This is a genomic window from Burkholderia sp. Bp9012, from assembly GCF_003853825.1.
GTDB classification, from domain to species: domain Bacteria; phylum Pseudomonadota; class Gammaproteobacteria; order Burkholderiales; family Burkholderiaceae; genus Burkholderia; species Burkholderia diffusa.
The window spans coordinates 1-19142 of record NZ_QTQA01000008.1 but is presented as its reverse complement, the minus strand read 5'-3'; the positions used below and the strand labels follow the sequence as shown (position 1 = coordinate 19142).

16 protein-coding genes are annotated in these 19142 nt (G+C 66.4%); 11 read left to right on the top strand and 5 right to left on the bottom strand.

What is annotated here, in order from left to right; genetic code table 11:
• Nucleotides 1-122: 122 nt before the first annotated feature.
• On the bottom strand, nucleotides 123-1433 hold the full coding sequence (locus DIE11_RS12555) for an MFS transporter (protein ID WP_124624186.1): 1311 nt from the start codon (nucleotides 1431-1433) through the stop codon (nucleotides 123-125).
• 320 nt (nucleotides 1434-1753) lie between these two features.
• Nucleotides 1754-2890 carry a branched-chain amino acid ABC transporter substrate-binding protein gene (locus tag DIE11_RS12550; protein ID WP_124624182.1) on the bottom strand — a complete coding sequence of 379 codons (1137 nt, stop codon included), beginning with the start codon at nucleotides 2888-2890 and terminating at the stop codon, nucleotides 1754-1756.
• A gap of 669 nt (nucleotides 2891-3559) precedes the next feature.
• Here DIE11_RS12550 and DIE11_RS12540 point away from each other — a divergent pair.
• Complete coding sequence (locus DIE11_RS12540; protein WP_059528381.1) at nucleotides 3560-4354, top strand: AraC family transcriptional regulator; 795 nt, start codon at nucleotides 3560-3562, stop codon at nucleotides 4352-4354.
• A 70-nt stretch (nucleotides 4355-4424) separates the two neighbouring features.
• Here the strand turns inward: DIE11_RS12540 and DIE11_RS12535 are convergent, their stop codons facing one another.
• Together DIE11_RS12535 and DIE11_RS12530 are read right to left on the bottom strand one after the other, a co-directional pair.
• Complete coding sequence (locus tag DIE11_RS12535; RefSeq protein ID WP_059599117.1) at nucleotides 4425-4688, bottom strand: hypothetical protein; 264 nt, start codon at nucleotides 4686-4688, stop codon at nucleotides 4425-4427.
• A 297-nt stretch (nucleotides 4689-4985) separates the two neighbouring features.
• A complete protein-coding gene (locus tag DIE11_RS12530; RefSeq protein WP_124624176.1) occupies nucleotides 4986-6878 on the bottom strand; it encodes a bifunctional sugar phosphate isomerase/epimerase/4-hydroxyphenylpyruvate dioxygenase family protein in 1893 nt (630 codons plus the stop codon).
• Nucleotides 6879-7135: 257 nt separating this feature from the next.
• Here DIE11_RS12530 and aroQ point away from each other — a divergent pair, with 257 nt between their 5' ends.
• From aroQ to DIE11_RS12515, 3 genes are read left to right on the top strand one after another with little or no spacing between them, the layout of a single operon-like run.
• Nucleotides 7136-7591: a type II 3-dehydroquinate dehydratase gene (aroQ, locus tag DIE11_RS12525; RefSeq protein ID WP_059528374.1), complete on the top strand. Its 456-nt coding sequence runs from the start codon at nucleotides 7136-7138 to the stop codon at nucleotides 7589-7591.
• On the top strand, nucleotides 7588-8442 hold the full coding sequence (locus DIE11_RS12520; protein WP_059599120.1) for a shikimate dehydrogenase: 855 nt from the start codon (nucleotides 7588-7590) through the stop codon (nucleotides 8440-8442). The genes aroQ and DIE11_RS12520 overlap by 4 nt, the downstream gene beginning before the upstream one ends.
• A 40-nt stretch (nucleotides 8443-8482) precedes the next feature.
• Nucleotides 8483-9823, top strand: a complete 1341-nt coding sequence (locus tag DIE11_RS12515; protein ID WP_124624172.1) for an MFS transporter — start codon at nucleotides 8483-8485, stop codon at nucleotides 9821-9823.
• Between the two features lie 105 nt (nucleotides 9824-9928).
• Here DIE11_RS12515 and DIE11_RS12510 read toward each other — a convergent pair whose 3' ends face one another.
• Entirely contained in the window at nucleotides 9929-11038 is a 1110-nt protein-coding gene (locus DIE11_RS12510) for a 2-aminoethylphosphonate--pyruvate transaminase (protein ID WP_124624170.1), read from the bottom strand.
• A gap of 256 nt (nucleotides 11039-11294) precedes the next feature.
• Here DIE11_RS12510 and phnS point away from each other — a divergent pair, with 256 nt between their 5' ends.
• The 7 genes from phnS to DIE11_RS12470 are packed head-to-tail and all read left to right on the top strand — an operon-like array spanning nucleotide 11295 to nucleotide 18583.
• Nucleotides 11295-12386, top strand: coding sequence for a 2-aminoethylphosphonate ABC transporter substrate-binding protein (gene phnS, locus DIE11_RS12500; RefSeq protein ID WP_059599123.1), 1092 nt, complete (start codon nucleotides 11295-11297; stop codon nucleotides 12384-12386).
• 34 nt (nucleotides 12387-12420) lie between these two features.
• Nucleotides 12421-13524 (top strand): 2-aminoethylphosphonate ABC transport system ATP-binding subunit PhnT, encoded by a 1104-nt coding sequence (phnT, locus tag DIE11_RS12495; RefSeq protein WP_059680396.1) that lies wholly within the window; start codon nucleotides 12421-12423, stop codon nucleotides 13522-13524.
• On the top strand, nucleotides 13502-14422 hold the full coding sequence (gene phnU, locus DIE11_RS12490; protein ID WP_059599125.1) for a 2-aminoethylphosphonate ABC transporter permease subunit: 921 nt from the start codon (nucleotides 13502-13504) through the stop codon (nucleotides 14420-14422). The genes phnT and phnU overlap by 23 nt, the downstream gene beginning before the upstream one ends.
• Entirely contained in the window at nucleotides 14412-15272 is an 861-nt protein-coding gene (gene phnV / locus DIE11_RS12485) for a 2-aminoethylphosphonate ABC transport system, membrane component PhnV (protein ID WP_124624167.1), read from the top strand. Before phnU ends, phnV begins: the two co-directional genes overlap by 11 nt.
• A complete protein-coding gene (gene phnA, locus DIE11_RS12480) occupies nucleotides 15269-16576 on the top strand; it encodes a phosphonoacetate hydrolase (RefSeq protein WP_124624164.1) in 1308 nt (435 codons plus the stop codon). The genes phnV and phnA overlap by 4 nt, the downstream gene beginning before the upstream one ends.
• The gene (gene phnY, locus DIE11_RS12475) at nucleotides 16573-18027 is read left to right on the top strand and encodes a phosphonoacetaldehyde dehydrogenase (RefSeq protein ID WP_124624161.1); all 1455 of its coding nucleotides are present in this window, start codon (nucleotides 16573-16575) and stop codon (nucleotides 18025-18027) included. Before phnA ends, phnY begins: the two co-directional genes overlap by 4 nt.
• Nucleotides 18028-18031: 4 nt before the next feature.
• Nucleotides 18032-18583 carry a phosphonate degradation HD-domain oxygenase gene (locus tag DIE11_RS12470; protein ID WP_124624158.1) on the top strand — a complete coding sequence of 184 codons (552 nt, stop codon included), beginning with the start codon at nucleotides 18032-18034 and terminating at the stop codon, nucleotides 18581-18583.
• The last annotated feature ends 559 nt before the right edge of the window (nucleotides 18584-19142 follow it).

Below are 19142 nucleotides of genomic sequence, written 5' to 3'. Positions count from 1 at the left end.
CGGGCTGAACGGCGCGACGCACGCACGTCGCGCGCTGCGCTGAAGCAAAACAAAAGGGCCGAATCCCGCACGCAGCGGGATTCGGCCCTTTGTTCATCCGGCCGACGCGTGCGCGCCGGCGTTCAGCGTGCGTCCTTCAGGTCCTTCGCATCCTTCGAGAACTGCACGGCGATCGCGCCGAGCACGCAGATCGTCGCGACGTACACGACCGGCGCGAGCGGGTTCGACTTCATCATCAGCGACACGATTACCGGCGTCAGGCCGCCGAAGATCGCATACGCGACGTTGTACGAGAACGAGATGCCCGAGAAGCGCACGACCGCGGGGAAGCTCTTGACCATCACGAACGGCACCGCACCGATCGTGCCGACCGTGAAGCCGGCAATCCCGTAGTACAGCGGCAGTGTCGACGCGTCGGCCGCGACCTGCGCGAACAGCAGGTAGTAGCACGCGGCCAGCACGAGGCCGCCGATGCCGAGCACGCGCTTCGCGCCGATCCAGCCCGCGAGCGAGCCGGCGGTGATGCAGCCGGCCGTCAGGCACAGCGTTGCGATGCTGTTCGCGAACAGCGTGGTCGCGGGCGTCAGGTGAAACTGCTTCTGCAGCAGCGCGGGCGTCATCAGGATCACGACGACGATCGCCGCCGACAGCATCCACGTGAGCAGCATCGACACGATCACCGCGCGGCCGTGGTCGCGCAGCACGGCCTTCAGCGGAATCTCGGCCGCGAGCGCCTTCTTCGCCTTCATCTCGGCGAACACCGGCGTCTCGTGCAGCCAGCGGCGCAGGTAGACGGAGAACAGGCCGAACACGCCGCCGAGCAGGAACGGAATGCGCCAGGCGAATGCGGTGACTTCGGCGCCCGAGTAACGGCTGTTGATGCCGGCGGCGACCAGCGAGCCGAGCAGGATGCCGGCCGTGAGGCCCGCGGTCAGCGTGCCGCACGCATAGCCGATGTGGCGCGACGGCACGTGCTCCGACACGAATACCCATGCGCCCGGCACTTCGCCGCCGACCGCCGCGCCCTGCAGCACGCGGAACAGCAGCAGCAACACCGGCGCGAGGATGCCGATCGAGTCGTAGGTCGGCAGCAGGCCCATGAGCAGCGTCGGCACCGACATCATCAGCACGCTCAGCGTGAACATCCGCTTGCGGCCGAACAGGTCGCCGAAGTGCGCCATGATCACGCCGCCGAGCGGACGCGCGAGATAACCGGCCGCGAAGATGCCGAAAGTCTGCAGCTGGCGCAGCCAGTCGGGAATGTCGTGCGGGAAGAACAGCTGTCCGATCGCGGGTGCGAAGAACACGAAGATGATGAAGTCGTAGAACTCGAGGGCGCCGCCGAGTGCGGCAAGGCCAAGAGTTTTATAGTCGCTGCGCGTGAGCGCGCGTTCGGCGGCGCGAGGCACGCCGCTCAATTCGGAAGCTTGCATGGTCAGGACGATCGGTTTTCGAATGTTGTTGTCGGTGCTGCGTCTCCAGAACCCGCTATCGGCATGGACTGGCAAGGCGCGGCTTGCGTCGTCGAGCGTGTGCCGAGCGCCGGATGGGGCACGCGACACGCACCGTCGCACCGGGATGGGGCACGACGCAGACGAAGCGTCAAAGCGGGTGGGGGGATTCTACAGGAGCGCGAAATGCGCGCGCGCGGTGCCGCGCCGAGGAATGCTTCGGACTTCGTCGAACCGAAACGCACGCGGCGCGGCAGACGGGTGACCCGCATGCCGCGCCGCGCGTGACAGGGACTGCGCGATCAGTTGCCGGCGATGGTATCGACCGGCTTGAACGCGCCGTGCTCGACCTTGTAGATCGTCACCGGCGCATCCTTCAGGTCGCCCTTCGCGTCGTATGCGATGCTCGGCGCCGACACGCCCTTGATCGACACCTTGCCGAGATACGGCGTATAGATCTTCGGGTCGGTCGAGTTCGCGTTCTTCATCGCGGTAAGCAGCGCGATCGTGCCGTCGTACGAGTAGGGCGAATAGGTGATGACGTCCTCATTGAAGCGTGCCTTGTAGCGCGATGCGTAGCCGGCGAAGCCCGGCATCTTTTCCTTCGGCAGCCCGCCCATGTAGACGATCGCGCCTTCGGCCGCGTCGCCGCCGACCTTCAGGAACGTCGGCGAGCGCGACATCTCGCCGGTCACGAAGGCGGACTTCATCCCGAGCTGGCGCATCTTGCGGATCATCGGCGAAGACTGCGCGTCGCCGCCGCCGTAGAAGATCGCGTCGGGGTTGATGCCCTTCAGGTTGGTCAGGATCGCCGAGAAGTCGAGCGCCTTGTCGTTCGTGAAGTCGCGCTTGACGATCGTGCCGCCCGCGGCCTGTACGGCCTTCGCGAATTCGTCGGCGATGCCCTGGCCGTAGGCCGTGCGGTCGTCGATGATCGCGATGCGCTTGAAGCGCAGCGTCTTCACCGCGTACGAGCCGACGATGCGGCCGGCCTGCGCGTCGCTCGTCAGCAACCGGTAGGTCGTCTTGTAGCCGCGCGCCGTGTATTGCGGCGACGTCGCCATCGAGATTTGCGGTAGCCCCGCGCGATCGTACAGGTCGGACGCCGGAATGCTCGTGCCCGAGTTGAAATGGCCGATGACGCCGCGGACGTTGTCGTCGATCAGCCGCTGCGCGACCGTCGTGCCGGTGCGCGGGTCGGCCTGGTCGTCCTGCGAGTCGAGCTGGAACGTGACCGGCTGTCCACCGATCGTCGGATGCGTCGCGTTGAAATCGGCGATCGCGAGTTGCACGCCCTTCTGCATGTCCGTGCCGTAGTTCGACTGCGGCCCCGTCAGCGGTGCGGCGAAACCGATCTTGACGACGTCGGCGGCGATGGCGTGTGCGCCCGACAGTGCGCAGGCAGCGGCCAGCGCGACGTGCGATACCTTCAGCTTCACTTTCACTTCCCCTTGATGGCGTGGTTGGGCCGCCGCCGGCCAGCGGGCCGGTGCGGTAAACCGGGCGAGACGTATCGGTCTGCAGGCCTTTGCGACAGCCGTGCGGGGTGTGCCATGCGCCGCGCGGGTTATGCCGGAATCGGCGTGCGTGGTGTTGGCGGGATATCGTCTCGTTACCGTTGATCGAAGTCTAGGTAGCGAAAATGCGCGCGTCTTGCGCGTTCGGTGCGCGACCGGCGACGATTTCGGCATATCGTCGATAACCCTGATATATGCCGAAATCGTCATGTAGAACGCGTAATCGCGCCAAGACGTGACGCGCCGGCATTTCTAGGATGGCGGGTCCGGGCGCAGGTTGTCTCGGCGTCAGTTGGGTGCATCGATATCGCCGACGTTGCCGACCGATGCCCGGCGCCATGCAGCGGGCCGATGCGTATTCGACGCCGCCCGGCAAGCGCGCGGCGCAGTGGTTGCGCGCACAACAGCACGGCGTACGATGCGCCGACGCATGCGGCCACCCGATCGTCGCCAATCGTCGCCGATCGGCGGCGCGTTGCGCGGACCGCCGTTCGCCGAGCCGCCCGATCGCTTGCCCGAGATCGCCACGACGTGTTCTCGGGCGCGCTCCTATAATCGACGCCATCAGCCACTCCCTTCGCAGATGCCGGGATGACGACCTTCCTTGCCGCACCGCCCATGAGCCTGTCCGACACGCTGCGCTACCAGCCCGACAACGCCGATCTCGGCGCGATGCTCGCGCACTTCCGCCTGCTCGAGCCGGTGTTCGACGCGCTGCCCGACGTTGCATTCTTCGTGAAGGACGCGAACGGCCGCTACGCGCTCGTCAACCGCACGCTGGCGATGCGCTGCGGCTACAAGGACAAGCGCGACCTGCTCGGCAAGACGACCGACGAAGTGTTTCCGCGCCGCTTCGGCCGGACCTATTTCGAGCAGGACATGGCGACGATCACCGCCGGCCAGCAGCTGATGGACCAGCTCGAGCTGCATCTGTATCCGGGCCGCCAGCCGGGCTGGTGCCTGACCTGCAAGGAGCCGCTGCGCGACGCGGCCGGCAAGGTGGTCGGTCTCGCGGGCATCTCGCGCGACCTGAAGGCGCACGAGGGGTCGCATCCGGCCTACAGCAAGCTCGCCGACGTGGTGCAGCACATCCAGGATCACTACGTGCAGCCGCTGAACCTGAAGCAGCTAGCGCAGATGGCCGGGATGTCGGTCGCGCAGCTCGAACGCTACTTCCACAAGGTGTTTCACCTGACACCGCGCCAGGTGCTGCTGAAAACGCGGCTCGACGCGGCCACGGCGCTGCTCGTCACGCACGACAAGGTGACCGACGTCGCGGCGCTATGCGGTTATACGGATCACAGCGCGTTCACGCGCCAGTTCAAGGCGACGGTCGGCATGACGCCGACGGAATATCGGCTGATGCTGCAGGATCGGGCAGGGTGAAGTGTCGCGCCGGGCGGGCCGGCGGGTCTGAAGGATCGGGGCGATGCGGGGAAGCGGTGAAAACCGTGGCTCAGCGGTAGCCGAGCCCTTTCAGGACGGCCGTGCCGTCTTCGGTCAGCCGGAAGCTGGGGGCCGTATCGGGGTCGAGCCTGACCATCTCGACGAGACCGGCTTCCTGCAGCGCAGGCAATTCGGCTTTGGCGTTCGCGCCGATCGGCGCATGCAGCAGCACGAGCAACGTCGCGATTTCGTGATGACTGAGCAGGCGGCGCAGCATCGTCTTCTTTGCAGGGGGCGCGGCCGGGCGGCCCGCGGGTGCTTCTACGGCGCTCATCGCTGTCCTCCTTTTCGAGATAACCATCGGGTACTGGCTGCGGATGGTGCCGTCGAAGACTTAAGTGATTCTTAAAACCGCGGTGGCCGAGCGGATGCTGCAGTGCGGCGTGCGTTACGGGATGTAACCCCAGCCGGGCGGCCGCTTCCGGCCCCGTTTCCGGCCCCGAGCGGCCTGCCTTGCCGGGCGGGGCGCCGCCGAGGCATTCACCACGACGGTGCGTCCGCGCGACGCCCGTCGCGGGGTCGTCGTGGTTTTCTCGTTCGATTCGCCCCTGCGCGAAATTCGCTTGCCCCCTTATTTCCTGCGCTGGGCCTGCGCGGCGAGCCGCACGGCCGCGTTGGCCGCGCCGTAGCCGTCGTAGCCGCCGCGCCGCTCGACGATTTCGAGCGAGAAGCGGTTGTCGACCAGTTCCGTATACGCATGCAGGAATTCGCCGCCGTTTTCGTCGCGGTCGTACAGCAGATGGTGAGCGCTCAGCGTGTCGATCAGCTCGTCCGGCAGCGCGTAGCGCGCGGCGAGATCGTCGTAATAGTTCGGCGGGATCCGCAGGAACGGCACGCCGTCGGCCGCGAACGTGGCGACCGTCTGCACGATGTCGTCGGTCCGGAACGCGACGTGGTTCAGCCCCGTGCCGTGATAGCGTTCGAGCGATTCGGCGACGGCCGTATGGCGGTCGACCGACGCATTCAGCGCGATCCGCACCGAGCCGTCGGCGCTGCGCACCGCGCGGCTGCGCATCAGGCCGTACGGATCGGGCACGAGCCAGCTGCGCTCGGCCTCGAAGCCGAAGGCGGTCTTGAAGAACAGGATCCACGTATCGAGCGCGTCGGCCGGCAGCGCGAGGCAGACGTGATCGATGCCCGTCAGCGGGCCGACCTCGGTCGGGCCGTCGATGTCGGTCAGCACGAAATCCGACTCATATAGCGTTGGCGCGTTCGGCGTCTCGTCGACGAAGTATTCGAGGCTGCCGTCCGGCGCCTGCACGCCCGGCAGCACGCGCTCGTTCGGGCCGACGCGCCCGGAAAACGGCGCGTAGCCGAAGCCGGCCGCGCGTTCGAATGCCACTTTCGCATCGTCGACGCGGAACGCCGACGCGCACAGCGACAACCCGTGCTGCTGGAAGAACGCGTCGGCGAACGAGTCGCGCTCGGCGTTCAGCACGATCGATGCGGCGCCGTGCTGGAACAGCGTCACGTCCTTCGATCGATGACGGCCCGCGAGCCGGAACCGCATCCGGCCGAGCCATTCGCCGACGGTGGCCGCCGCCTGCGCGTCGACCGCGAATTCAATGAACTGGAACCCGACGTGCGCGGGCGGCGCCGGCGGCGCGAACAGTGGCTGGCCGGCGGCGGGCGCGCGGCCGTCCTGTGCGAGCCGCGCGCGCGTCAGCTCTTCCAGATAAAGCAGCGAGCGGTGGCCGTCGGCGGCCGTGATCGCGGTCGGCGCGGCGCGGAAGCCGTCGTTGAAGATCTCGAGCGAAAGCGGCCCCGTATAACCGGACTCGATCACGCGGGCCGTGAAGCGCGCGAGGTCGAAGTCGCCCTGGCCGGGGAACGAGCGGAAGTGGCGGCTCCATTCGATCACGTCCATCGCGAGCTTCGGCGCGTCGGCGATCTGCACGAACGCGATCCGGTCGCCGGGGATGTCGGCGATCGCGTCCGGCGAATCGTCGAGCGACAGCGTATGGAAGCTGTCGAGCGCGAGGCCGAGATGCGGGCTGTTCACCGCGTTCACGAGCTGCCATGCGTGGCTGTACCGGTTCACGACGCGGCCCCACGCGAGCGCCTCGTACGCGGCAACCACGCCGGCCTGCCGCGCGGCTTCGGCGAGCGCGCCGAGCTGGTCGACCAGCAAAGCATCGTCCGCGATCGTGTCGGGCGACACGTTGCTGCACACCAGGATGCGGTCGGTGCCGAGCGCGTGCATCACGTCGAACTTGCGGCGGATGCGGTCGAGATTGCGGGCGAGCTGGGCCGGGCTCACGCCCTCGAAGTCGCGAAACGGCTGGAACAGCACGATGTCGAGGCCGAGATCGGCGGCCATGCGCCGCACGTCGGCGGGCGATCCGTCGAAGTAGACGAGGTCGTTCTCGAAGATTTCGACGCCGTCGAAGCCGGCGGCCTGGATGGCGGCGAGCTTCTCGGCGAGCGTGCCGGACAGTGACACGGTGGCGATCGAGCGCTGCATGGGCGAATCCTGCGGATGAGCGGGGCGTGGCGTCGGCCGGATCGGGCCGGAATGAACCAGTCGTTGAATTACCTGCGGGCGCCACATCCCGAATTTACTATGGGAGTATGGGGAATTATACAAACTAACTAGATGGTACAAATTAGCGAAAACCCGAAAAGACATTGCGCTTGCGCAAGCGCACACTAGCGCCAAATCTTGACGTCAAGGGGCGCAGTCGGCTAGCGATTCGCCCCTGTTTTAGGAGCAGAAACACCATGAGCAAGCACAAGGTGCTGGTGCTGAACGGCCCGAACCTGAATCTGCTGGGGACCCGCGAGCCCCATATCTACGGCGCGGAAACCCTTGCCGACGTCGAGCAGCGTTGCCGCACGGCGGCCGAAGGGCTCGGGCTGGAGATCGACTTCCGCCAGTCGAACGCCGAGCATCAGCTGATCGACTGGCTGCATGCCGCGCGTCACGATACGCACGGCATCGTGATCAACCCGGCCGCGTATACGCATACGTCGGTCGCGCTGGCCGACGCGTTGTCCGCGATCGCGAAACCCGTGATCGAGGTGCATATCTCGAACGTGCATCGTCGCGAGGCATTCCGTCACCACTCTTATGTGTCGGCGGTGGCCGAAGCCGTGATCTGCGGCTGTGGCACCGAAGGCTACGTATTCGCGCTGCAGCGCCTGTCGACCCTTTTTGCGCAGGGAGCTGCACGATGAGCCGCCCGTCTTTTCTGATCGGCCTGATCGGCCAGGGCATCGGCGGGTCGCTGTCGCCCGCGATGCATGAGGAAGAAGGCTTCCGCCAGGGTTTCGGCTACGTGTACCGGCGCATCGATCTCGACGTGCTCGGCGTGACCGCCGACGCGCTGCCGGAACTGCTCGATGCCGCGCAGCGCATGGGCTACAACGGGCTCAACATCACGCATCCGTGCAAGCAGCGCGTGATCGAGCACCTCGACTCGCTGTCGGACGACGCGCGCGCGCTCGGCGCGGTGAACACCGTGCTGTTCAAGGACGGCAAGCGGATCGGCCACAACACCGACTGGTCGGGTTTCGCGAAGTCGTTCCGCCGCGGGTTGCCCGATGTGTCGCTCGAGCGTGTCGTGCAGCTGGGCGCGGGCGGCGCGGGTGCGGCCGTCGCGCATGCTGCGCTGCAGATGGGCGCCGCCGAACTGACGATCTTCGACGTCGACGGCACGCGTGCCGCCACGCTCGCGGGCGAACTGCAGCAGCGCTTCCCGGCCGCCCGGGTTACACCGGGCAGCGATCTCGCGGCCGCGATGCATGTCGCGACTGGCCTGATCCACGCCACGCCGACCGGCATGACCAAGCATCCGGGCCTGCCGCTGCCGGCCGAGCTGCTCCGCGCGGGAATGTGGGTTGCCGACATCGTGTATTTCCCGCTCGAAACCGAACTGATCCGCGCCGCGCGCGCGGCCGGCTGCGCGACGCTGCCGGGTGGCGGGATGGCCGTGTACCAGGCCGTCGATGCGTTCGAGATCTTCACCGGACGCACGCCGGACGACGAGCGAATGTTCGAACACTTTCAGTCGCTCGTCGCGCGCTGACCTTTTACCGACTAGCTGAAAAAGAGACCAGGAGACGACCATGCAGCACACCACCCACACGAACGCCGCGCCCGCGGCGGCCGGCACGGTCCGGCGGACCTCGGCGCGCTACAAGATCCTCGCGCTGCTCGCGATCGGCACGATGATCAACTATCTCGACCGTACCGTGCTGGGGGTGGCTGCGCCGCAGCTCACCAAGGAGCTTGGCATCAACGCGGCGGTGATGGGCATCATGTTCTCGGCATTCTCGTGGACGTACGTCGCGATGCAGGTGCCCGGCGGGCTGTTCCTCGACCGCTTCGGCAGCAAGATCACCTATTACTGGTCCATGACGTTGTGGTCGCTGTGCACGTTGCTGCAGGGCTTCGTGCCCGGTGTCGGGACGTTGCTCGCATGCCGGCTCGGCCTCGGCGTGACGGAAGCGCCGTGTTTCCCGACCAACAGCCGGGTCGTCGCGACGTGGTTCCCGCAGAACGAGCGCGCGATGGCGACCGGCACCTACACCGTGGGCGAGTACATCGGTCTCGCGTTCTTCAGCCCCGTGCTGTTCGCGCTGATGGGTGCGTTCGGCTGGCGCTCGCTGTTCTGGGTCGTCGGCACGATCGGCATCGTGTTTGGTCTGGTCTGGTGGAAGTTCTATCACGAGCCGCGCAACCATCCGGCCGCCAATTCGGAAGAACTCGCGTACATCGAAGCGGGCGGCGGTCTCGTGCACGGCGCGCGCAAGGACGGGGACAAGAGCGGCAAGCCCGCACAGGCCAAGTTCAGCTGGTCGATGGCCGGCCGGCTGCTGAAGAAGCGTCAGCTCGCGGGTATCTGCCTCGGCCAGTTCGCCGGCAACTCGACGCTCGTGTTCTTCCTGACCTGGTTCCCGACCTATCTCGCGACCGAGCGCCATATGGGCTGGCTGAAGATCGGCTTCTTCGCGGTGATGCCGTTCATCGCCGCGTCGGTCGGTGTGATGTTCGGCGGGATCTTCTCCGACTGGCTGCTGCGCCGCGGCAAGTCCGCGAACCTCGCGCGCAAGCTGCCGATCATCGCGGGCCTGCTGCTCGCGTCGACGATCATTCTCGCGAACTACGTGAAGAGCAACGAAGCCGTGATCGCGATCATGTCGGTCGCATTCTTCGCGCAGGGGATGGCGGCGCTCGGCTGGACGCTCGTGTCCGACATCGCGCCGGACGGCCTGCTGGGCGTGACCGGCGGCATCTTCAACTTCGCGGCGAACCTCGCCGGCATCATCACGCCGCTCGTCGTCGGCTTCATCGTCGCATCGACCGGATCGTTCGTCGGCGCACTCGTGTTCATCGGCGTGATCGCGCTGATCGGTGCGCTGTCGTATATCTTCGTCGTCGGCGACATCAAGCGGATCGAACTGTAAGTACCGGCTCCACGCGCACTCGGTGCGTTCGCCCGGCGACCTGTGGGTCGCCGGGCTTTTTTGTTTCTGCCGTCCCCGCTTGCGGGCCGGGGCATGCGTCAGCGCTCACGCGCGCTGCATGGCAATCCCGAGCGATTCGACCGCCTGCGCGATCGCCGCGACCGCACGCCGGATGTCGCCGGCATCGATCGCGCCGATGCAGCCGACGCGGAACGTCTCGAGTTGCGTTAGTTTGCCCGGATACAGGATGAAGCCCGCGTCGCGCACTGCGTCGTAGAAGCGGCGGAAATCGTAAGCCGGATGGTCGGGCGCATGAAACGTGACGATCACCGGCGCCTGCACGCTTGCGTCGAGGAACGGCGTGAAGCCGAGCGCGCGCATCGACTCGATCAAGGTCCGGCAGTTCTCCGCATAGCGCGCACCGCGCGCCGGCTGGCCGCCTTCGGCCAGGTACTGGTCGAGCGCGGCGCGCAGCGCGGCGATCACGTGGGTCGGCGGCGTGAAGCGCCACTGGCCCGTCTTGCGCAGGTATGCGTGCTGATCATGCAAGTCGAGCGCGAGCGACGGCGAGTTGCCTTCGCTCGCGTCGAGTACATCGTGCCGCACGATCGCGAACCCCATCCCTGGCACACCTTCCAGGCATTTCCCGCTTGCCGAGATCAGCGCATCGATTCCGCTGTCCGCCAGCGCGATCGGCAACGCGCCGAATGAACTCATCGCGTCGACGATCAGCCGCTTGCCGTGCCGTCGGCACGCGGCCGCGATCGCGTCGAGCGGATTCAGGATGCCGGCGCTCGTTTCCAGGTGCACCAGCGCGACGTGCGTAATGCCTGGCTCGCGCGCGAACGCGGCTTCGATCGCCGCCGGGTCGACCGCGGCGTCCTCATCGAACGGCAGCGCGATCGCCGCGATGCCGAGCCGGCCGAGGATCTTCAGGATGCGCGCGCAATACGCGCCGTTGTCCGGCACCAGCACGACGCCGTCGCGCGGCACGAGCGTGCCCAGCGCGGCCTCGACCGAAAACGTGCCGCTGCCTTGCATCGGCACGCACACGTATTCGTTGCCGCCGCGCGCGATCGCGACGAGATCCGCGCAGACACCGGCCGTCAGTTGATTGAAAGCGGCGTCCCACGAGCCCCAGTCATGTTGCATTGCGTGGCGTGTTGTGGCGGACGTGGTGAGCGGACCGGGCGTGAGCAGAATCGGGTCGGGCATGGCTTTTTCTCCAGCAAAGGTCGGGCGAAACGCCGGGGCGGCATTTCTGGGTGATTTGCATGATATTGGCAAAATGTGTCATTTTTTGGAAATTGTGGCACTCGTCACGGCGTTGTCATCGAACGCTGTGATCCTTCGGTTGCCGCGCGAGACCACCCGCAGCGCGGCAGCGAGGCAGGCCGGTTGTCGGTCTGTCCGACTGAAAGGAGCCGGATCGTGCCCCGGCCGTTTGGTGTTCCGCCTACGGAGAAGTGAGATGACACTGCAGAATTCCTCGCGCGCCGCTGCCGGCGCGTTCCGCAAGCTCGCGCTGGCCGCCTGCGCCGCCGGTCTGCTGCAAGGTGCCGCGATGCCCGCACATGCGGCAAACGCGGTCGTGCTGTATACGGCGGACGGTCTCGAGAATCTCTATCGCGATGTGCTGCCGGCCTTCGAGAAGAAGGAAGGCGTCAAGGTCAACATCGTGACGGCGGGCAGCGGCGAGGTCGTCAACCGCGCGAACATCGAGAAGAATTCCCCGAAGGCCGACGTGATCGTCACGCTGCCGCCGTTCATTCAGCAAGCCGGCCAGATGGGCCTGCTGCAGCCGTACCAGAGCGTGAACTACAAGAACGTGCCGGCGATCGCAAAGGCCGAGGACGGCACGTGGGCGACGTTCGTGAACAACTACTTCTCGTTCGCGATCAACCCGGACGTCGTGAAGAACCAGCCGAAGACGTTCGCCGACCTGCTGTCGCCGGCCTACGCGGGCAAGGTCGCGTACTCGAACCCGGCCACGGCCGGCGACGGGATGGCCGTGCTGATCCTGACGACCTCGCTGATGGGCGAGGACAAGGCGTTCGACTACTTGGCGAAGCTGTCGCAGAGCGTGAAGTTCCACACGAAGGGCACGGGCTACCTGAACGTGCTGCTGTCGCGCAACGAGATCAGCGTCGCGAACGGCGACCTGCAGATGGACCTCGACGACGCCGAACACGGCGCGCTGTCCGTCAAGCCGATCTTCCTGTCCGCGAAGGACGGCGACCAGCCGACCACGTTCCAGCTGCCGTACGGCATCGGCCTGATCAAGAGCGGCCCGAACCAGGACGCCGGCAAGAAGCTGATCGACTACCTGATGTCGACGGAAGTGCAGTCGAAGGTGCCGGACATGTACGGCATCCCGGGCCGCACCGACGTGCCGCTGGCCGGCAAGAACGGCGAAGCGGTCAAGAAGGCGATCGCGGGCGTGAAGCTGATCCCGGTCGACTGGACCCAGGTGATGGCGAAGAAGCCGGTGTGGATCGAGCGCTGGAAGAAGGACGTGATCGGCAGCTCGGGCAAGCAGCTCGACGTCGTCAAGCCGAAGTGATCGGCACACGCCGCCTGTATTAGCGAGCAAGAGGATGAACCCGGTGGAAACCACCCTGACCCATCCCGGCGCATTCGGCGCCGCCGAACCGCACGCCACGCTGCGGTCCGGCGCGCCGGGCGGCGTGCAGATCGAACACCTGAGCGTGCGCTATGGCGCACGTACTGTGCTGGAAGATCTGTCGCTGTCGATCGGCGCCGGTGAATTTCTGACCGTGCTCGGCAAGAGCGGCTGCGGCAAGACCACGCTGCTGCGCTTCATCGCCGGGTTCGTGAAGGCCGATGGCCTGACCGGCACGCTGACCGTGGCCGGACGCGACCTGACCCATGCGCCGCCGCACAAGCGCAATCTCGGTCTGTTGTTCCAGAATTACGCGCTGTTCCCGCACCTGTCGGTGTTCGAGAACGTCGCATTCGGGCTGCGCGCCCGCGGGATGGCCTCGTCCGAAGTGACGCGTCGCGTCGCCGACGCGCTGAAGCTCGTGCAGCTCGGCGATGCGGGCCACCACCTGCCCGCGCAACTGTCGGGCGGGATGCAGCAGCGCGTTGCGCTGGCCCGCGCGCTCGTGATCGAGCCGGACGTGCTGCTGCTTGACGAACCGCTGTCGGCGCTCGACGCCAACCTGCGCGCGTCGGTGCGCAGCGAGCTGAAGGCGCTGCACGAGCGCCTGCCGAACCTGACCGTCGTCTGCGTGACGCACGACCGCGACGACGCGCTCGTGCTGTCCGACCGCGCGCTGCTGATGCGCGACGGCCGCATCGCGCAGCTCGGCACGCCGCAACAACTGTACGACGCGCCGCAGGACGGCTACGTCGCGCGCTATCTCGGCCCGGCGAACCTGCTGCCGCCGCGCGTGATCTTTCCGCTCGGCGATCCGCGTCACGAAGTGCGCGACAAGGTCGCGTGCGTGCGCCCCGAGCGCCTGACCGTGATGCCGCTCGCGGCGGGCGGCCTGCACGGCACGGTGTCTTCCGTCGAATGGCAGGGCGCGGACCTGTCGATCGCGGTCGTGATCGATGCGGCGCCCGACGAACCCGTGCGCGTGACGATGCAACGCGGCCGCGGCGCGGCCCCCGAGCGCGGGGCGCGCGTTTCCCTGCATTGCGAGGCAGACGATGTCGTCCTTATCGAGCCCTGAAGCCGGCCTGCCGCCGCATGTGCTCGCGTCGGCCGCCGCGCATGCAGCTGCCGCGCGGCGCCGCAAGCGCATGGGCGACCTGCACCTCGCCGTGCTCGCGATCGTCGTGCTCGGCCCGCTCGTCGTCTATCCGCTGGTGCGGCTCGTGCTGCTGAGCGTATCGGGCGATCACGGGCTGAGCTTTGCCGCCTACCGGACGTTCTTCGGCAACCCCGATACGCGCAACGTGCTGCTGACGACGCTCGGCGTGCTGTTCGCGAGTGCCGGCACCGCATCGGTGCTCGGCGTGCTGCTGGCCGCGCTGCTGTTCTTCAAGCCGTTTCCGGGCGCGTCGCTCGTCACGCGCTTCCTGGAACTGTACGTCGCGTTCCCGTCGTTCCTCGTCGCGTTCACGCTGATCTTCCTGTACGGCTCGCAAGGCTCGATCAGCATCGCGCTGCAGCACCTGTTCCATCTCGAGAGCCCGCCGCTCGATTTCCTGTTCGGCATCGGCGGCGTGATTCTCGCGCAGACCGTGTTCTATACGCCGTTCGTCGTGCGGCCGACGCTCGCGTCGTTCGCGACGCTCGACCTGCGCCTGATCGAGGCCGCGCGCAGCCTCGGCGCGTCGGGCTGGATGCTTGCACGTCGCGTCGTGCTGCCGATCGCGTGGCCGGGCATCGCCGCCGGCACCGTGCTGTGCTTCCTGCTGACGCTGAACGAATTCGGGATTCTGCTCGTGCTCGGCAGCGCGCGGCTCGTGACGCTGCCGGTCGCGATCTACAGCAGCGCAACCGTCGACCTCGACCTGCCGACCGCGTCGGCCGGCGCGGTCGTGATGCTCGCGCTGTCGCTGGCGCTTTATGCGGTTTATCGCCGGGTAAACCGGCGTGCGACGGGAGGAAACGATGTCCGCTGAATTCCGTATCGGGCAAGCCGTGCCGCGCCATCAGATCGGCTGGGGCGACACGCTGCTCAAGCATGCGTCGCGCGCGGCGCTCGCGCTGGCCGCGTTCGCCTGCTTCTGGCTGTTCGTGCTGCCGGTCATCGTCGTTGCACTGTCGAGCGTGTCGACGCAGTGGTCGGGCACGATCCTGCCGGCCGGCTACAGCCTGCGCTGGTTCGAGCGGCTCGGTTCGCCGGAATACGACGCGCTGCTGACGAGCCTCGAGATCGGCTTCGGCGTGTCGGCGATCGGCACGATCCTCGGGCTGTGGCTCGCACTCGCGCTCGAAGGGCGCGACCGGCGCGGCCTCGGCGCTATTGTCGATGCGCTCGTGATGGTGCCGAATGGCGTGCCGAGCGTTGTGCTCGGACTCGCGGTGCTGATCGCGTATCACCAGAAGCCGCTCGACCTGTCGAGTTCCGCCGCGATCGTCGTGCTCGTGCAGCTCGCGCTGATTCTGCCGTTCTGCTACCGCTGCGCGGCCGCCGCGCTGCGCCCGGAGCTGACCGTGCTGCGCGAAGCTGCGGCGAGCCTCGGTGCGCCGCCCGCGATGGTGCTGCGCCGCGTACTGTTGCCGCAGCTCGTGCCGGCGCTGCGTGCGAGCCTCGCGCTTGGCTTCGCGCTGTCGCTCGGCGAGCTCGGCGCGACGCTGACCGTCTACCCGCCGGGTTTCGCGACCGTGCCGATCGTCGTGATCGGCCAGGTCGAGCGCGGCTACTACCTTCCGGCATCGGCGCTGTCGCTGCTGATGCTCGGCGCGTCGCTCGCGGCGCTGCTGCTGATCGCCGCGCGGGTGCCGCGCGGCAAGCGGGCGGCATCATGAACGCCGCGTTTGCATTGCGCCATCCGGGTGAAGCGTCGGCGAGCGGCGCATCGCCGAATCTCGCGGGACGCTCCGTCGACGTCAACGGCCGGCGCTACCGGCTGCCGGTCGAGCCGACCGTGGTCGTCTGTGTCGACGGCTGCGAGTACGACTATCTCGAACGTGCGGTGGAAGCGGGCGTTGCGCCGTTCATCGGCCGGATGATCGCGGAAGGCACGGCGTGGCGCGCCGATTGCGTCGTGCCGACCTTCACCAACCCGAACAACCTGTCGATCGTCTGTGGCGCGCCGCCGTCGGTCCACGGGATCTGCGGCAACTATTTCTGGGATCCGGCCGCCGACGGCGGGCGCGGCGCCGAAGTGATGATGAACGACCCGGCCTATCTGCGTGCCGGCACGCTGCTCGCGGCGGCGTCCGACGCCGGCGCGCGGGTGGCCGTCGTCACGGCGAAGGACAAGCTGCGCCGGTTGCTAGGCTGGCAGATGAACGGCATCTGCTTTTCCGCAGAGAAGGCCGCGCAGGCGAATCTCGCGGAAAACGGCATCGTCGACGTACTCGACTGGGTTGGCCTGCCGTCGCCGGATGTCTATAGCGCGGCGCTTTCCGAATTCGTGTTCGCGACCGGCGTGCGGCTTGCGCAGACGCGGCAGGTCGACCTGATGTACCTGTCGACCACCGATTACGTGCAGCACAAGTGCGAGCCGGGCAGTGCCGGCGCAAACGCATTCTACGCAATGATGGACGGCTATCTCGCGCAGCTCGACGCGCTCGGCTGGGCAATCGGGCTCACGGCCGACCACGGGATGAACGCGAAGCACGATCCCGCGACCGGTCGCCCGAACGTCATCTATCTGCAGGATGCGTTCGACGGCTGGTACGGCGCGCAGGCCGCGCGCGTGATCCTGCCGATCACCGATCCGTACGTCGTACACCACGGCGCGCTTGGCTCGTTCGCGACCGTCTACCTGGCACCCGGCGTCGACCGGACCGAAGCGATGTGGCGCGTCGGCGGGATCGACGGCGTCGAGCTCGTGCTCGACAACGCGGAAGCCGCCGCGCGCTTCGAATTGCCGGCCGACCGGATCGGCGACCTCGTCGTGATCGCGCGGCGGGACATGACGCTCGGCACGCGCGAACGCGAACACGACCTGTCCGGCCTGACCGTGCCGCTGCGTTCGCATGGCGGCGTGTCCGAGCAGGAAGTGCCGTTGCTGTTCAACCGTCGGATCGAGCGGGGCGATCCTGCACGTCGTCCGCGCAATTTCGACGTCTTCGATTTCGTGCTGAACCGGGTCGCGTCATGATGGCTCATCCCCGACAGGATCACCTCGCCTTTCGCGCCGAGGCGCTGCGCTGGTGCGGCACGCGTGCGACGCGGGATCGTGTTCTCGACGTTACCGATCCGTACACCGGCACGCGTGTCGGCACGGTGCCGCTGGCGAGCGTCGACGACGTGCGCGCCGCGTTCGACTACGCGATGGCGTACCGGCCTGCGCTCAACCGTTACGAGCGTTCGCAGATTCTCGAACGCGCGGCGGCGCTGCTGCGCGAGCGCACCGAGGAAGCGTCCGACCTGATCACGCTCGAATCGGGGCTGTCAAAACAGGATTCGCGCTACGAGATCGGCCGCGTTGCCGACGTGCTGAAGTTCGCGGCGGTCGAGGCGCTGCGCGACGACGCGCAAAGTTTCTCCTGCGACCTGACGCCCCACGGCAAGGCGCGCCGCGTGTTTTCGCAGCGACAGCCGCTCGACGGCGTAATCGTCGCGATCACGCCGTTCAATCATCCGATGAATCAGGTCGCGCACAAGATCGCGCCGGCGATCGCGACCAACAACCGCGTGATCGTGAAACCGTCGGAGAAGGTGCCGCTGTCGGCGTTCTATCTGGCGGACCTGCTCTACGAGGCCGGCCTGCCCGAGCCGATGCTGCAGGTGCTGACCGGCGACCCGCGCGAAATCGCGGATGAGCTCGTCACGCATCCGCACGCATCGTTGATTACCTTCACGGGCGGCGTGTCGATCGGCAAGGCGATCGCTGCGCGGGCCGGCTACCGGCGCATCGTGCTGGAGCTCGGCGGCAACGATCCGTTGATCGTCCTTGACGATGCCGATCTGGAGCGTGCCGCATCGCTGGCCGTGCTCGGCTCGTACCGGAATTCGGGGCAGCGCTGCACGGCCGTCAAGCGGATCCTGGTACAGCGCTCGATCGCGCCGGCATTCACCGAGTTGCTCGTCGAGAAGACGCGTGCATGGAAATATGGCGATCCATTCGATCCCGCGAACGAAATGGGCACGGTGATCGACGGCGCGGCGGCGCGGCTTTTCGAGGCGCGGGTCCGCGAGGCGGTCGCACAGGGTGCGCGCTTGCTGATCGGGAACGTGCGTCGGGGGGCGCTCTATTCGCCGACCGTGCTCGACAACGTCGATCCGTCGATGACGATCGTGCGCGAGGAGACCTTCGGCCCCGTATCGCCCGTCATTGCGTTCGACACGATCGACGACGCGATCCGGATCAGCAACGGGACGGCATTCGGGCTGTCGTCGGGTGTCTGTACGGACAGCACGGCGGCCGTCGTGCGCTTCGTGAACGAGCTGAACGTCGGGACAGTGAATGTATGGGAAGTGCCCGGATACCGGATCGAGCTTTCTCCGTTCGGCGGGATCAAGGATTCGGGGCTCGGTTACAAGGAAGGCGTTCAGGAGGCGATGAAGAGCTTCACGAACCTGAAGACGTTTTCGTTGCCTTGGGAGTGAGCGGATGGCACTGACTGTGGAAGAGATTCACGGGCTGTATCGCGAGCACGGCCATGTGGCCTATAGCGGTGAACCTGTCACGCAGCTCGAGCATGCGTTGCAAAGCGGATTGCTGGCGGAAGAGGCGGGCGCGGACGAAGCGCTGGTTGCGGCCGCGTTCCTGCACGACCTGGGGCATCTGCTGAATCGCCAGGGCGAGACGCCGAGTGCGCGCGGTATCGACGATCTGCATCAGTATTTCGTGCTGCCGTTCCTGCGGCCGCTGTTTTCGGACGCGGTACTGGAACCGATCCGGCTGCATGTCGACGCGAAGCGTTGCCTGTGCCGCACGGACGTCGGCTACTTCGAGAGCCTGTCGCCGGATTCGGTGCGTAGCCTCGCGCTGCAGGGCGGTATCTTCAGTGAAGATGAGACGGTGGCATTCCTGCAGCGCCCGTTTGCGGAGGACGCGCTGCGTCTGCGCCGCTGGGACGATACCGCGAAGGAAGAGGGCAAGGTGACGCCTGGTCTCGATCACTATATGGAGATAGTGGCGCGCCAAGTGCGTGTGGCCTGACGATTCGGCTGCTTCTATATAAGGCCCCGTACGCGGCAGCGTGCGGGGCCTTATATTTTTTACGAAACCCCTTGCGCGATTGCCGGGAGCTGCTTAGAATCACGCCTCTTTCGCGCTAACGGAAACGCGGCGCGGAGGAAGAAGAGAAGTGGTGCGATGGAGGGTCGGTTGTCGAGCCCCGGCGCACATGAAGTTGAACCCAGTGGTCGCAACGAAGCAGTTCAAAAAGTTGTTGACTGACTGAAAAAGACGGTTCATAATCTCGCTTCTCTGCTGCTGAAAACGCAGCGCTGCTGAGAAACTCCAGGTTTCTCGCAGAAATGCTCTTTAAAAATTAACAGCCGATAAGTGTGGGCGCTTGATGGAAGCGAGCTGATCTTCGGATCAGATAGCGAAAGTATCAAGAGTCTCACACTAAAGTAAGTCAGGTTTATGAAGCAATTCATATTCCTGTCAGCTTTGAGTGAGCGACCGGTTCGAAAGAACCGAAAACAGTAACAGGTTTAAACTGAAGAGTTTGATCCTGGCTCAGATTGAACGCTGGCGGCATGCCTTACAC